Here is a 15,273-nt window from a genome sequence, read left to right as displayed (position 1 = left end):
GGTGTCTCTCCCCCGACAACCTATCGGCGCAGCACAAGCCGACTGCGCGGGCTCGGCGCCCGACCGGCGGTGCCCACGACCGGCACGACGTCGCCCCGCGCCGGGACCGCCCCCGACCGGCGACGCCGGCTCACGGTCGGATGGGCAGCGCCCACAACCCGACGGAGGCGTCCACCCGCCTGCAGTACAGCCACCGTTCGGCGAGTCTGCACTCGCCGGAGACGCCCCGCAGCACGGTCAGCAGCCGCACCTGCCGGGCGGCCGTGTCGATCTCCGCCACCCAGGTACGCCGATCCCTGGCGGTCCGCACCCCGATCAACCGGCCCGCCGGTTGGTCCGCCGGCAGGACGTCCCAGATCCCGAGCTCGGCCAGGGACCGGCCGGTGTCCGGATCGAGGACGGCCAGCGGACCCGGCTGGCCGGGACCCGCCGCGGCGCTGCCCACCAGCTCCTCCCCGGCCTGGTACAGACTGACCCAGCGGCGGTCCGTCCACCGGGTGCGGCCGGTTCCGGCGTCCCAGACCCGTATCCCGCCGTCGTAGGAGTAGCTGCACAGGTGGGGCCCGCAGGTACTCGGCGCCAGCTCCCCGTCGACGGTCGGCGCCGACCATCGGCGGTCCAGCCCCGGCAGCCCGTACGCGGTGGCAACCCCGACACTCTGCGTGATGAACAGGTCGCCGGCCACGGAGCCGTGCCAGCCGGGATTGACGCCGGGCGCGGGCAACGTGGTCGCCGCGAGCAGGGCACCCGTGGCGACGTCCCGCGCCTCCACCCGTCCGGACGGCAGCACGACGACCAGGAGTCGGCTCCGGCCGTCCGTCTCGGACCAGCGGTAGTGGCGGCGGGTGCCCGGCGGGCTCGACAGCGACCAGCGGACCGCCCCGGAGACGGGATCGCGTGCCTCCAGGGTCGCCGGGTCACTGCCCTCCGGGCTCGCGGACCCGTCCCCGGGCTCCGCCGTCCCGGGCGGTGTCTCCGGGTCGCTGACCCCGATCAGCAGGTCGCCCGCGGCGCTGACGGCCTCCAGATATCCCGTTCGTTCCCAGCGGAACGCCCCGGTCGCCAGGTCCAGCACCCGTACCCGGGGCGGTCCGGTCTCGGGCCGGAACGCCGTCAGCACCAGGGTCCCGTCCAGCACCATCGGGGTGCCAAACCCACCGGTGGGCAGCCGGATCCGCCACGCCGGCACGGGCCCCACGTCGTCCGGCACGGCGCCCGGGATTCGGTAGGCGGTGAGCTGCTGTCCCACCGCACCCGGCACCGTCGGGTCGACGACGAGGAGCCACCCCGGGACGACCGTGACGGCGGAACCGAGCCGGGCCGGCACGCTCAGCCCCGGCAACGGTCGCGGCAGCGGATCCCCGGCGACGAGGAGGGTGAGCGCGCCGGCCAACACCGCCGCGAGGCTGGCCCGGAGCACCGTCCGCCGTCGCCACGCGGACCGGTCGGCGGACCGGCCAACCGGATCGGCGCGCCGGTCCGGGCCGTCGGACGCCGCGGAGCCGAGTTCCCCCAGGTCGATGATGACCACTTCGACTCCTTCCGGCAGCTTCCGCGCACGCCAGGCGGACCGCGCCGGGTAGCGGCAAATCGGGCGCCTCGTCACCTGTACGATGGCGCCTCGTGGCAGCTCCGGTGGTGAAGAACTCTTCGGACGCCGAGGCCGATTCGACCGGGGCCGGTCGATCCCGACTCCGGCGTGTCTTCCGGCTTCCCGCGCGGGCCGACGCACTGGTCATCGGAGCGTACGTCCTCCTCGGCGTCTATGTCTGCGCCAACTACTGGGCCGACATCAACCACCGGGTCTCGTCGCACCTGCCCACCGACCACAGCTGGTTCGAGTGGCTGCTGTCGCACGGCGCCTACTCCGTACGGCACCTGGAGAACCCGCTCTTCTCCACGCGGCAGAACGCGCCGGACGGCGTCAACATGATGGCCAACACGTCGGTGCTCGGGATCAGCATCCCGCTCGCCCCGCTGACGATGCTGTTCGGCCCGCAGGTGACGTACTCGCTGTACCTCGGCGGGGCGCTGGCGGCGACCGCGGCGACCTCCTACTGGATGCTCTCCCGCCACCTGGTCGCGTCCCGGGCGGCGGCCGCCGTCGGCGGCGCCTTCCTCGGCTTCGCGCCCGGCGTCATCCACCACGCCAACGGGCAGCCGAACTTCACCTCCAACTTCCTGCTGCCGATCATCGTGGTCCGGGTGCTCCGGCTCGGCGAGTCGGGACGCTGGCTGCGCAACGGCGTGGTGCTCGGCCTGCTGGTGGCGTACCAGATCTTCATCAACGAGGAGATGCTGCTGCTCACCGCGCTGGCCTGCGCGGTGATCGTGCTGCTGCGCGCGGCCTTCCGGTGGTCGCAGACCCGGGCCGAACTCTGGACGTTCCTGCGCGCGCTCGGGGTCTGTGCCGGGCTGGCGCTGCTGATCGCCGGCTACCCGATCTGGTACCAGTTCAACGGCCCGCAGTCCTACCGCGGCCTGCAGGGTGGGGTCTTCCACACCTGGGGCGAGGACCTGTTGGCCTTCGTGACGTTCCCCCGGGACAGCCTCGGTGGCATCCCGGAGGTGGAGAAGACCATCGGGCTCACCGAGCAGAACACCTGGCTCGGGTGGCCACTGGTGGTGCTGGCCGTGCTGGTTGCCGTGCTGCTCTGGCGGACCTCGCTGGCCGCCCGGATCGCCAGCCTGGTCGGCGTGCTCTTCGCCGTCGCCTCGCTCGGCCGGCAGATCCGGATCGGCGGGCGGTTGACCGAGCTCGAGGGCCCGTGGCACCCGCTGCCGGAGAACCTGCCGCTGGTCGAGATGATGATGCCGACCCGGCTGAGCCTGGTCGCGGTCGGCGCGATCGGCGTGCTCATCGCACTCGCCTGGGACGAGATCGCGAAGGCCCGGCCGGCCGGTGCGCCACGGCCGGCGGAGGGGGCCGGGCTGCATCGGCGGGTGCGGCTCCTGGCGTACGGCGCGGTGGTCCTCGCGCTCCTGCCGATCGTCCCCCGTCCGCTGCCCGCCCAGCACGTCGACCCGCCACCGCGGTTCATCACCTCGGGGGCGTGGCGGCCGTACGTGCCCGAGGGGCGCACCCTGGTGCCGGTGCCGATCCCGAGCAACGTCCACGGGCTCTCCACGCTGCGCTGGAGCGCGCTGACCGGGCACGAGTTCCCGATTCCCGCCGGTTACTTCATCGGCCCGGACGCCGAGGGCAACGGGGTGTTCGGCGCCCCGTCCCGACCGACCAGCATGCTGATCTACGGCACGATGGACCGGGGCGTGGCGCCCGCGATCACCGAGGAGCATCGGCGCCAGGCCATCGAGGACCTACGGTTCTGGCGGGCCTCCGTGGTGGTGCTCGGCGACCATCCGGCCGCGCCCGCGCTGCGCGTGCTGCTGGCCGCGCTGCTCGGCCCGGGTCAGCGGGTCGACGACGTCTGGCTCTGGGACGTGCGCGCCCTGGTCGGCTGAACGCGCGGACACCCCGACCCGGTCCGGCGAGGGCACGCCCCGGCGACCGTCCCGGACGGTCGGCCCCACCGGTTGCGCGCTCATCCGTCGACCAGGTGCCGGACGTCCCACACCCAGGCACCTGAGATCTCCCGTCCCGGCCCGAGGAGCCGGTCGAGGGTCTCCTTGACCGGGACGCCCCGGTGCAGGCCGCCCTGCACCACGATCGCCGCCCGCCAGTGTCTCAGGTCCTCGATCGCCTGCCGCCGCTCGGCCTCGCCGATCGGTGGCACCTCGCCGGTGACGGCGACCCGGTCCAGCAGGATCGCGGTCGGCCGGTCCGGCGAGCCCCAGCGGCCCTGCGGGTCGTCCGGGCCGGTCGGCCCGATGAAGTAGCCGCCCGGGGCGGTGAACGCCAGCCCGGTCCGGGCCGACCAGTACATCCCGGCCGTCGCCTCGCCGCCGGCGGTCGGCGGCACCGGGACCAGGGTCCGGCCCGGCGGCACGTACGCGCGCCACTCGCCGCTCGCCACGAACTCGGGCACCGGCCAGACCGGTTTGGTCCGCAGCGGCGCCGGCACCAGCGGCAGCAGCGCGGCGACGACCGCGCCCGTCCAGAGCAGCCTGATCGGCACCCGGTCGCCGCCGATCCGCGCCCCGGACGGCCGGCGCCGCCCCGCCGGCGCCTGGGGCGCGCGATCTCCCGCCCCGGACGGCTGGCCCGCCGGTTCCGACGCCGGATCCGCCGGCCCGGCCGCCGGCTCACCCGTCTCGGCCGCCTGGTCCGTCGGGGTTGGCGCCGGTCCGGCGTCCGGGGCCGGGCGGTAGGCCCGGTCGAGGGAGATCGCCAGCAGGATGGCGATGATCGGCACGCAGATCAGCGGGAACCGCGCCGGAACCGCCAGGTCGAGCAGCGGGAGTTCGGCGACCAGCCGGTACGGACCGGGTACACCGAGCAGCTCTCCGTTCAGCCGGATGTCGCGGCCGAGCGACAGCGCCGAGAAGACCACGGCGCAGACCGCCAGGGCCTTCACCATCGGCCGCCGCCACTGCCAGATCACGATGACCGCGCAGAGCACGATCAGGGTGAGTCCGAAGAAGGAGTTCTCCTCGGTCGGGTTCGGCGAGAGCAGGCCGGGGACCACGTCGAAGCCCGTGATCGACTGCCGGGCGGAGGTGGTGAACGATGCGACGTCCAGCGCGTACGAGGCGGGGTCGAAGGGCAGACCGCGGTAGTGCCCGGGCCCGAAGAACTGGAACCAGAGCGGATAGGCCAGCAGCACCAGCCCGGTCAGCGTTCCCACCCCGAGCCGGCCGAGGAAGGCCGGGGCCAGCCGCCGTGCCGTCGCCGGTGCGGCCACCGCGTAGCCGACGGTGAAGAGCCCACAGGCGAGCACCAGGAAGACCAGCACCTCCTCGCCGAGGAAGACCTGGTATGTCACGAGCAGGCCGAGCAGCACGCCGCGCCGGAGCACCCGGTCGGCGCGCGGGTCGAAGACCACCGCCAGGATCGCCGGCACCAGGAACTGCGAGATCATGTGCAGGTGCCCGGTGGCCTGCGAGATCATGCCGGGTGCGAAGCCGCAGAAGAGCCCGCCGACGACGGCGCCGACCCGGACGACGCCGAGCCGGCGGGAGAGGAACAGGTACCAGGCGGTGGCGGTGCCGGCGAGGGAGAGGACGACCGCGAGCAGGTACGCCGTCCGGGAGCCGGCGAGCACCGTCACCGGGGTCAGCGGTACGCCGAGACCCAGCACCGAGGTGTTCGCCATCAGGTTGACCCCGTCCGGTGCGTTCAGCGCGGTGCTGTAGAGCGGGTTCTCCAGTCTGGTGACCGCCCGCGCGGCCCGGGCGAGCATCCACTCGAAGAGCACCGTGTCGTTGTCGGCGTACGACATCCGGTCACGGTGCCACCACAGCTCTCCGGTGACGTAGCCGGCGACGGCGAGGTAGAGCAGGACGACCGCGACATCCGGCAGACGTCCCCGCCACCGGAGTCGGCCGTGTCGCCGGAGCCGGTCGCGCAGCCGGGCGGCGGGCCCGGACCAGCGCCGGGCCGTCGCGCCGCTGCGGGCCGCCGACGCGACCGGTGTGGACTGGTCCGTTCCGCTCACCTCGCGGTACGGCTGGTCAGGGGCCGGACGTCCCACAGCCACACGTCGTCGACCCGCTGGGCCGGTCCGGCGAGCTGATCCACCGTCCGACGCAGCGCCTCGACGTTGTCCTGCTGCACCGGCAGGACCAGGATCGCGGCTCGCCACTGGCGCAGCTCGTCCAGGCTCCGGCGGCGCTGCCGGTCGGTCAGCGTGATCGGTCGGCCGGTGGTCGAGACCCGGTCCAGCAGTGCGCTGAGGCCGCTCGGGCGCCCACCGAAGCGGCCCGGGTCGCCGCTGTTGCCGCTGCGCGGCGCCAGGAAGTAGCCGCCCGGGATCCGGAAGTCCAGGTTGGTGTAGGCCGCCCAGCGCATCCCGTGGGTGTGCCCCATGTCGGGGATCGGCACCGGCACCAGCGTCTGGTCGTCCGCGACGTACGGCCGCCACTGGCCGGAGGTGATGAAGTCCGGCACGGGTGGCCGGCCCACCTCGCGCAGCGGTAGCGGCAGGATCGGCAGCAGCGCGATGACGAGCGCGGTCACCACGACGGTCCGCACCGTACGACGGTCGGCGATCTCCATCGCCCAGGCCCGGTCGGTGGCGAGGGCCAGCAGCAGTCCGATCACGACGGTGGTGATCAGGCCGAACCGGGTCGGCACCACCGCGTCCAGCAGCGGCGCCTTGACCAGGACCTCCCACGGCCCCCAGTAGGAGCCCCGGTCCCACCAGGAGATTCGCTCGCCGAGGGAGAGGATCGCGAAGATCAGGCCGGTGGCGGCGAGCGCCCGGATGATCACCTCCCGGCGGAGCCAGACGACGATCGCCACGGTCAGCAACGCCAGACTCCAGCCGAAGAAGGCGTTCTCCTCCGAGTAGTTGGGGGCGAGGTTCAGGTTCGCCCGCTCGTTGCCACCGAGTGTGGTGGAGCCGGGTGCGAAGAAGGCGGCGATGTCGTTGCCGTAGTCGCGGACCGCGTCACTGAGCCCGTGGTACGCCTGCTTGCCGATGAACTGCACGGAGAGCGGGTACGCGAGCAGCGCGCCGGCGAGCACGGCGCAGACCGCGAGCCCGCCGAGGAGCGGACGCCACGCCGTCCGCCACCGGCCCGGCTGCTGCACGAGGACGGCGAGGAGGAAGACCCCGCAGGCCAGGGCGGTGAAGAGCAGGATCTCCTCGTTGATGAACGCCTGGTACGTCACCAGCAGCGCCAGGATCACACCGTCCCGGACCACCCGGGTCGAGCGGGTCAGCACCAGGACCCGCCAGACGATGAACGGCAGCAGGAACTGGGAAATGATGTTCGGGTGCCAGTTGGCGTGCGAGAGCATCGCCGGGGAGAAGCCGCAGAACCAGCCGCCGACGATGGCGGCGATCGGCGCCTTCACCAGGTGTCGGGAGAGGATGTAGTACCAGGCGGAGGCGGTGCCGGCGAGGCCGAGGGTCACCAGCACCACGAACGAGACGGCGGGCCCGAACAGCAGGGTCACCGGGACCATGGGGATGCCCAGCCCCAGGATCGCCGTGTTGGCCATCAGGTTGACGCCGTCAGGATAGTTCAGCCGGTCGGTGAAGAACGGGTATTCGCCGTGCAACACCACCCGCACGGAGTGGGCGAGGAAGTACTGCACCTGCGCGGGATCGCTGCTGTAGAGGGCGGCCACCCGACCGGCGGGGTCGAGCCAGATCTGGCTGGTCACCCAGAGCGCCGCGAGCAGGAAGGCCGCGTAGACCGCGAGGTCGCGCCGCCAGGTCGGCCACCGCGGCGGCCGGCTCGTCCCCGCCCCGGTGGTGCGGTCCGGCGTATCCGGCTCCTCGCCGGGACGTCCCGCGGCCGCCTCGGCGCCGGACGCCGTACCGGCCTGGGGATCGACCACCGTGCGGTCCTCGCCGCCCGACCCGGTCGGCGAGGCCGCCCCGGGATCCGCCGGCCCTGCCGCGCCCGGGTCGGTTCCGGTCGCCGTTCGCCCACCGAACCCGGTGTCGTCCGGATCCGGTGGGGTTTCGAGACGTGGTGCGGCAAGCGTCACAGTCGGCGGAGTCTACCGGAGTATGTCCGGGGTTCCCGGCGCCTGGGCGGCTGTTGCCGCAGGGCGAACAGGGCCGACCGGCTGGTCGGAACCCGATCGGTTGGCCTTTCCCGGGTGACGCCGGACCGGCGTCCGAGATCTCGTAGGATGTGCCTTCTGTAGACAGCTGAGACGGATCGGGGGCATAGAGGTGGGCGCAGTCCCGCGTCTCGGGGTGGCTGCCGCCGGGCTGGCGCTGGTTCTCGTCGCGACCGGGTGCGGCACCATCCCCACGGATCCTCCGGTGGCGCTCCGGGTCGGTTACGACACGCTCGACGGCACCCTGCCGGTGTGGCCTGCCCGGGGCGGGCTCACCGGCGACGCGCGCGCAACCGCCGCGGTTGCGGAGGCGGTCGACCGGTGGCGCTCACCGGTGGACGACCGGGTCCACCTGCCGACCTCGGGAATCCTCTGGCTCGGCGAGGTTGACGGGCGCCGGCGCGCGGTCGTCGCCGCCGACGTACCAGGCGAGGCGGCGTCCTGGCTGTTGCAGTTGACCGGCGAGGGTGACCGCTTCGTTGTCGACCGGGCGGTCGAGTACACCGACCCGGGCTACCTGGTCTACTCCGACGTCCTGCCGCTACAGCTCCCCTCCGGCCGGCGCTACCTCGTCTCGGCCCGGGTGGACCGGCTGCTCGGTCCAAACCGGCAGCCGTTGGCGGTCACCGACGGCATGACCGGCCCGGTGCCGGTGCCGTCCTGCACCGCCGTGACCATCTCGGCCCGGCTGCGGCCGAGCGAGTCGCTGCCGAACGGCAAGGCCGCCGACCGGCTCATCGACCTCGGTACCGGCATCGCGGGCCCGCGGTACCCGCTGGTCGGGGACGACACCGGGTCGGGCGCCCGCGCGCTCGACGGTCTCGACACCTGCATGCTCGCGGCGAAGACGGGCCCGTTCGGCAGCATTCTGCACCGCGTACACGACGAGGCGAGCCCGGGCTCGGTCCCGGCCTCCTGGCCGATCGACAAGATCTCGATCCGGGAGCTCGGCGAGGTCGAGCTGGACGGCGCCGGAGCGCCGGCCCGATTGGAGGAGCTGACCTGGCGTACCGACGAGGGGATGATGACCGCGGTCGTGCTCCGACCCGCCGGCGGCGGCCCGCCGGTGGTGTCGGCCGCGGACCGGGAGGGACCGCTTCAGGTGTACGTCGTGCCGAGCGCCCACCCCATCGTGGTGCTGACCTGGAAGAACACCACGGACAGCAGCCTGGTGTTGCCACCGGACGCGACACGGCGGCTCGACCGGCCCGGGCTGGTGGTGGTGGACCGACCGGCCAAGCGGGCGACGTACACCCTGATCGGTCCGGACGAGACCATCAACCGTACGGTCAGTCCGACCTGACCACGCGGCGCTGACCACACCCGAACGGACCGTGGCCCGCCCCGGTGGTGGTCCCCGGCCCGGGTCTGGCCGACGCTCCCGCCGCCTTCGGTCGTGCTCCGGACGCACGGCACCGGTCGGGGTGCCGGTGCCCCCGGGCGGCGCCGTCGGTTCGCCGCCCGGGGCACGTCCTCGAGGGTCGGTGGCGCAGGTGGCAGGGCGGCCCAGCGGGCCGCCCGGATGCTCAGTTCCGGTCGCTGCCGCCCTTGGTCACCCGGTCGCCGTTCGTGGCCACCCGGACCGGGGCGATCGGCTCGTCGTCGAGCCGGGAGATCCAGCCGGTGACGTCGCGGGCCACGTCCTGGGCGGTCAGCCCGAGGTCGGCGAGGATCTGCCCCCGGCTGCCGTGCGGATGCCAGGCCACCGGCACACCCAGGTCGCGCAGCGGCACCCGTACGTCGGCGTCGCGCATCGCCTTGGCCAGCGCGTCACCGACCCCGCCGGCGCGGACCCCGTCCTCGACGGTGACCACCAGCCGGTGCGCCTCGGCGAGGGTGACCAGCTCCGGTGGGATCGGCCGGATCCAGCGCGGGTCGACCACGGTGATGCCGTAGCCCTGCTCGGCCACCCGGGCGGCCACCTCGACGCCGAGCTGCCCGAAGGCGCCCACCACGACCAGCAGTACGTCGCGGCGGTCCGACTCCGCCAGCACGTCCACCCCGCCCGTCGGCGACTCGGCGGCGGTGATCCGGCGGATCGCCGGCAGGTCGGCGGCGACCGCACCGGTCGGGAAGCGCAGGATGGTCGGTCCGTCCTCGACCGCGATCGCCTCGCGCAGCTCGGCGCGGAGCGTGGCGGCGTCCCGGGGCGCGGCGATCCGCAGCCCGGGCACCACCCCGAAGATGGACATGTCCCAGATGCCGTAGTGACTCGGCCCGTCCGGCCCGGTGATCCCGGCCCGGTCCAGCACGAAGGTCACCGGCAGCCGGTGCAGCGCCACGTCGAGCAGCACCTGGTCGAAGGCCCGGTTGAGGAAGGTCGCGTAGACCGCCACCACCGGGTGCAGGCCACCCATGGCCAGGCCGGCGGCGGAGGTGACGGCGTGCTGCTCCGCGATGCCGACGTCGTAGACCCGCTCCGGGTACTTCCGGGCGAGCGCGGCGATCCCGGTCGGTTCCGCCATGGCGGCGGTGATGCCGACGACGTCCGGCCGCTCGTCCGCGATCGCGACCAGCTCGTCCGCGAAGACGTGGGTCCACTTCACCGACGGTGCGGCCAGCTGCTTGCCGGTCTGGACGTCGAACGCGCTCGGGCCGTGCAGGCAGTCCGCCTCGTCCTCCTCGGCGGGGCGGTAGCCGAGGCCCTTGCGGGTCACCGCGTGCACGATCACCGGCCCGCCGAAGCCCCGGGCCCGACGCAGCGCCGACTCCATCGCGGCGACGTCATGCCCGTCCACCGGGCCGACGTACTTGATGCCGAGGTCCTCGAACATCGCCTGCGGGGCGACCGCGTCCTTGATGCCCTTCTTGACCGCGTGCAGCACCTCGTACATCGGCTTGCCGACCAGCGGGGTCGAGCCGAGCGCCTCCTTGACCGTGTCGAGCACCTTCTCGTAGCTCGGGTTGAGCCGCAGCGTCGCCAGGTGGTCGGCAAGGCCGCCGATGGTCGGCGCGTACGACCGGCCGTTGTCGTTGACGACGATGACCAGCGGGTTCCGGGCGGCGGCGATGTTGTTCAGCGCCTCCCAGCACATGCCGCCGGTGAGCGCGCCGTCACCGACCACCGCCACCACGGCCCGAGACTCGCCACGCAGCGCGTACGCCTTGGCGAGACCGTCCGCATAGGAGAGTGCCGTCGAGGCGTGCGAGTTCTCGATGAGGTCGTGCTCGCTCTCGGCCTGGCTCGGGTAGCCCGACAGCCCGCCGCGCTGGCGCAACTGGTCGAAGCCCTCCTGCCGGCCGGTCAGAATCTTGTGGACGTACGCCTGGTGGCCGGTGTCGAAGAGCAGCCGGTCCCGGGGCGAGTCGAAGACCCGGTGCAGGGCGAGGGTCAGCTCGACGACGCCGAGGTTGGGGCCGAGGTGCCCGCCGGTGCGCGAGACCTTGGCGACGAGGAAATCCCGGATCTCGGCGGCGAGCAGCGCCAGTTCCTCGCCGGTCATCCGCTTGATGTCCTGGGGGCCGCGAACCGTGCCCAGTAGGCGGCCGGTGGGAGTGAGCTCCTCCTTCTCCACGGTCATGCCCTCACCCCACCAGGTCCGGATAGGGTGTCGGGCCGCACGGCACTGGGCTGGCTCAGTCGCTCCCTACGCAGGCTCATGACCGCAGAGTCTATCGGGACGGGCGTGGCGCGCAGCCCGGCAGCGAAGCCGGGGACGCCGGATCGGGGGACCGTCCGGTTCGACCTCGGGCGGACGCGCCACGGGCCCGGAGATCGGGAGAGTGCGGTCGATCGGACGGCGGCAACGCCCGGACGCCCAAGGGACCCGCCCGGCGAGTGGCCGGAGGTACCTCCACCGATCAGCCGAAGAATCGGGCGTAAACCCCCCAGAGCCGTAGCATGGGCGGTAACCCGCCCCCCAGAGGTGCCGCCCCGACCACCCCAGAGGTGCCGCAATGCCGCGTCCCGATCCCCGCCCGGCCCGCGCCGCCGGCCACGGGCGGTCCGCGCCGGTCTCCGGCCGGTACGCCGCCGGCCAGCTCCTCGCCGTGCTCCTCGTGCTGCTCCTCGCCCTGCCGGTGCTCCCGCTGATCCTCCTGATCATCGTCGTGATCCGGCTCCGCGGCCGGGCGGAGGCGCGCGCCGCGCGCCGCGATGCGGAGGCGGCCTCCGGCCGGTCCGGGATGCCGGCCCACGTCACGCCCTGAGAGGCACGGGGCCTACCCGGGGACCAGCAGCCCCACCAGTTCGACGTGCTGGGTCATCGGGAACAGGTCGTAGCCGCGCAGCGCGGCCAGCCGCCAGCCGGCCTCCCGGAAGGTGCGGAGGTCCCGGGCGAAGGCCGCCGGGTCGCACGCCACGTAGGCGACGGCACGGCGGGTGGCGGCGGCGACGGCCCGGGTCACCGCCGCGCCGGCACCGGCCCGGGGCGGGTCCAGCACGACCACGTCCACCGGCCCGGTGATGCGACGCCGCGCCAGCGCCGGGCCGACCGCCGCCCGGACCACCTCGACCCAGGGCAGGTCCCGCAGGTTCCGGCGGGCGGCCTCGACCGCCGCCGGGGCCGACTCGACCACGGTGACCCGACCGGCCGGACCGACCCGGCCGGCGAGTGCCGCCGCGAAGAGGCCGGCCCCGCCGTACAGGTCCCAGGCGGACTCGCCGTCGCGCGGCGCCAGCAGGTCGAGCACGGCCGCCGCCAGGGTGTCCGGCGCCGCCGGATGCACCTGCCAGAACGCCTCCGGCGGCAGTCGCCAGGTGCGGCCGAGAGCCCGCTCCCGGACCTGCTCCGCCGTCGGGAGCGTCTCGTCCGCCGCCCCGGCCGGCGGCACCGACTCCGCCGCCGACGCGTCCGGCTCGCCCAGGACGCCGCCGGTACCGAGGTCGCCGCCGCGGAGGGCACGTACGGTCACGTCGCCACCGGTCGAGGCGATCACCTCCACCGCGTCGGCGTCGGGCCACCGCCGCCCGCTGGCGGGCAGGATGGGCAGTTCCTGGATCGAGGGGTGGGCGATCAGGCAGCGGTCGATCGGCACCACCTCGTGCGAACGGTGTTTGAGGAGTCCGGCCCGGCCGGCGGCGTCGACCGCGTACCGGACCCGGGAGCGCCAGCCCAGCGGGCCGCCGGGGAGCGCCTCGACCGCGATGGCGAGGGCCTCGACCTCGGCGGAGTCCAGCCCGCCGACCCGAAGTAGCTGCTCGCGCACCACCGCCGCCTTCCACTCGCGCTGCGCCTCGGGGGCGACGTGTTGAAGGTCGCAGCCGCCGCAGCGGCCCGGCCGGGCGTACGGGCAGGGTGGCTCGACCCGCTGCGGCGCCGCCTCGAGGACGGTCACCGCGTCCGCCCGAAGGAAGTCCCGGCGGACCTCGGTGATCTCGGCGATCACCCGCTCACCGGGGAGGGCGTGCCGGACGAAGACCACCCGTCCGTCGAGCCGGGCCACGCAGTGCCCGACGTGTGCCACCGATCCAACGGTCAGCTCGACCCGCTCCGCCTCGCCCGGCCCGGCGAGGTCGGCGACGGTCGGCGGGCCGGCGGGAGCGGGAGGGTCTGCGGAGCCGGCGGGGGCGGCCGCGCGGCGCGGGTTCGACACGCCGGTCACCGCGGGCCGGCCGGGTCGTGGCCCGGCGCCGGGGGCGGGTCGCCGACGTCCCGGTCCGGCCGCCGCGAGGGGACCATCACCTCGTCCAGGCTGAGGCCGCGTGGACCGCGGGCGGGCCCCCGACGCAGCGTCGCGTCGAACCGATCCAGGTTCTTCCGGGCGCTCGACTCCAGTTGCCACGGGACGCTGGTCACCATCACGCCCGGCTCGAAGAGGAGTCGGCCCTTGATCCGCAGTGCGCTCTGGTTGTGCAGCAGGTTCTCCCACCAGTGACCGACGACGTACTCCGGGATGAAGACGGTGACCACGTCACGCGGCGACTCCCGGCGGACCGACGCGACGAAGTCGAGGATCGGCCGGGTGATCTCGCGGTACGGCGAGTCGATGATGGTCAGGGGAACCTTGATCCCGTGCCGCTCCCAGTCCGCCTGCACCGCCCGGGTGTCGCTCTCGTCGACGTTGACGGTCAGCGCGGTCAGCGTGTCCGGCCGGGTCGCCTTGGCGTAGGCGACCGCGCGCAGCGTCGGCTGGTGCACCTTGCTGACCAGCACGATGGCGTGGTTGCGGGCCGGCAGCACCGGCCGACCCTCGGGCGGCGCCAGCTCGGCGGCGACCCGGTCGTAGTGCCGGTGGATGCCGACCATCATCGCGTAGAGCAGCGCCATGGCGGCGATCGCGATCCATGCCCCGAGCAGGAACTTGGTGATCAGGACGACCACCAGCACCGTGCCGGTCAACCCCATGCCGAAGGCGTTGATGCCCCGGGAACGGATCATGCGCCGCCGGGCCGCCGGGTCCCGCTCGGTGCGCAGCATCCGGTTCCAGTGCCGGATCATCCCGGCCTGGGAGAGCGTGAAGGAGACGAAGACGCCGACGATGTAGAGCTGGATGAGCCGGGTCACCTCGGCCTGAAAGGCGACGATGAGCAGGCTCGCGGCGACCGCGAGGAAGACGATGCCGTTGGAGAACGCCAGCCGGTCACCCCGGGTGTGCAACTGCCGGGGCAGGTAGCGGTCCTGCGCCAGGATCGAGCCGAGCACCGGGAAACCGTTGAACGCCGTGTTGGCGGCGAGGAACAGGATCAGCGCGGTCACCCCAGCGACGACGAAGAGCAGCACGTTGTCGCCGAAGATGGCCTGCCCGAGCTGGACGGTGACGGTCTTCTGCACGTAGTCGGCCGGTCCCGAGTGGAGCTGCCGGGCCGGGTTCTCCATGAACTGTAGGCCGGTCAGCCGGGAGAGCCAGATGATCCCCATGATCATGGTGATCGCCACCAGGCCGAGCAGCAGCAGCGTGGTGGCGGCGTTCCGGCTCTTGGGCGGTTTGAAGGCGGGGACGCCATTGGAGATCGCCTCGACCCCGGTCAACGCGGCGCAGCCGGAGGAGAAGGCGCGCAGCAGCAGGAAGACCATGGCGAAGGCGGTCAGGTCGGCGTGCTCGGCGCTGACCACGAGGTCCGCGCTCGGCGCCCGCAGGTCGTGGCCGAGGACGAAGATCCGGACCAGGCCGGTGAGGATCATCCCGATGATGACGATCATGAAGCCGTACGTCGGGATCGCGAACGCGGTGCCGGACTCCCGCAGCCCGCGCAGGTTCACGGCGGTGAGCAGCAGTACCGCCCCGACGGCGATCAACACCCGGTGCGCGGAGACGAACGGCAGCACCGAGCCGAGGTTGGCCACGCCGGAGGAGACCGAGACCGCGACGGTCAGCACGTAGTCGACCAGCAGGGCGCTGGCCACCGCGAGGCCGGCCCGGCGGCCCAGGTTCACGGTGGCGACCTCGTAGTCCCCACCGCCCGAGGGGTAGGCGTGCACGTTCTGCCGGTAGCTCGCCACCACCGTGAGCATCACCACCACGACGGCCAGGGCGACCCACGGCGAGAAGAGGTACGCCGATGCCCCGGCGATCGAGAGGGTCAGCAGGATCTCGTCCGGGGCGTACGCGACGCTGGAGAGCGCGTCGGAGGCGAAGACCGGCAACGCGATGCGCTTGGGGAGCAGCGTGTGCTGCAACCGGTCGGACCGGAACGGTCGCCCCAGGAGAAGTCGCTTCAGCAGCGATATGGGTCGGGCCACAACCGCTAAGCG

General features: G+C 73.5%; 9 protein-coding genes. 3 read left to right on the top strand and 6 right to left on the bottom strand.

The window, feature by feature from the left end; genetic code table 11:
• Positions 1–130: 130 nt before the first annotated feature.
• Complete coding sequence (locus EF879_RS06965) at positions 131–1,531, bottom strand: PQQ-binding-like beta-propeller repeat protein (RefSeq protein WP_123555988.1); 1,401 nt, start codon at positions 1,529–1,531, stop codon at positions 131–133.
• 200 nt (positions 1,532–1,731) lie between these two features.
• Between EF879_RS06965 and EF879_RS06960 the strand changes: the two genes are divergently transcribed.
• The gene (locus EF879_RS06960) at positions 1,732–3,462 is read left to right on the top strand and encodes a hypothetical protein (protein WP_233604340.1); all 1,731 of its coding nucleotides are present in this window, start codon (positions 1,732–1,734) and stop codon (positions 3,460–3,462) included.
• An 80-nt stretch (positions 3,463–3,542) separates the two neighbouring features.
• Here EF879_RS06960 and EF879_RS27530 read toward each other — a convergent pair whose 3' ends face one another.
• Positions 3,543–5,555: a hypothetical protein gene (locus EF879_RS27530; RefSeq protein WP_199736191.1), complete on the bottom strand. Its 2,013-nt coding sequence runs from the start codon at positions 5,553–5,555 to the stop codon at positions 3,543–3,545.
• On the bottom strand, positions 5,552–7,408 hold the full coding sequence (locus EF879_RS06950; protein WP_233604281.1) for a hypothetical protein: 1,857 nt from the start codon (positions 7,406–7,408) through the stop codon (positions 5,552–5,554). The genes EF879_RS27530 and EF879_RS06950 overlap by 4 nt, the downstream gene beginning before the upstream one ends.
• 343 nt (positions 7,409–7,751) lie before the next feature.
• Here EF879_RS06950 and EF879_RS06945 point away from each other — a divergent pair, with 343 nt between their 5' ends.
• Entirely contained in the window at positions 7,752–8,942 is a 1,191-nt protein-coding gene (locus EF879_RS06945; protein ID WP_233604280.1) for a hypothetical protein, read from the top strand.
• A 223-nt stretch (positions 8,943–9,165) separates the two neighbouring features.
• Here the strand turns inward: EF879_RS06945 and dxs are convergent, their stop codons facing one another.
• Complete coding sequence (dxs, locus tag EF879_RS06940) at positions 9,166–11,160, bottom strand: 1-deoxy-D-xylulose-5-phosphate synthase (RefSeq protein WP_123555978.1); 1,995 nt, start codon at positions 11,158–11,160, stop codon at positions 9,166–9,168.
• A 376-nt stretch (positions 11,161–11,536) separates the two neighbouring features.
• Between dxs and EF879_RS06935 the strand changes: the two genes are divergently transcribed.
• Positions 11,537–11,788, top strand: coding sequence for a hypothetical protein (locus EF879_RS06935; RefSeq protein ID WP_123555976.1), 252 nt, complete (start codon positions 11,537–11,539; stop codon positions 11,786–11,788).
• A gap of 12 nt (positions 11,789–11,800) precedes the next feature.
• On the opposite strand, the gene EF879_RS06930 is transcribed toward EF879_RS06935, so the two are convergent.
• Both EF879_RS06930 and EF879_RS06925 read right to left on the bottom strand, forming a co-directional pair.
• Positions 11,801–13,060, bottom strand: a complete 1,260-nt coding sequence (locus EF879_RS06930; protein WP_233604339.1) for a class I SAM-dependent RNA methyltransferase — start codon at positions 13,058–13,060, stop codon at positions 11,801–11,803.
• Positions 13,061–13,179: 119 nt separating this feature from the next.
• Positions 13,180–15,261, bottom strand: a complete 2,082-nt coding sequence (locus EF879_RS06925; RefSeq protein ID WP_123555974.1) for an APC family permease — start codon at positions 15,259–15,261, stop codon at positions 13,180–13,182.
• Positions 15,262–15,273: the final 12 nt, after the last annotated feature.

It is taken from the genome of Micromonospora sp. HM5-17 (assembly GCF_003762835.1).
Taxonomy (GTDB): domain Bacteria; phylum Actinomycetota; class Actinomycetes; order Mycobacteriales; family Micromonosporaceae; genus Plantactinospora.
This window is presented reverse-complemented; position numbering and strand designations above follow the sequence as displayed.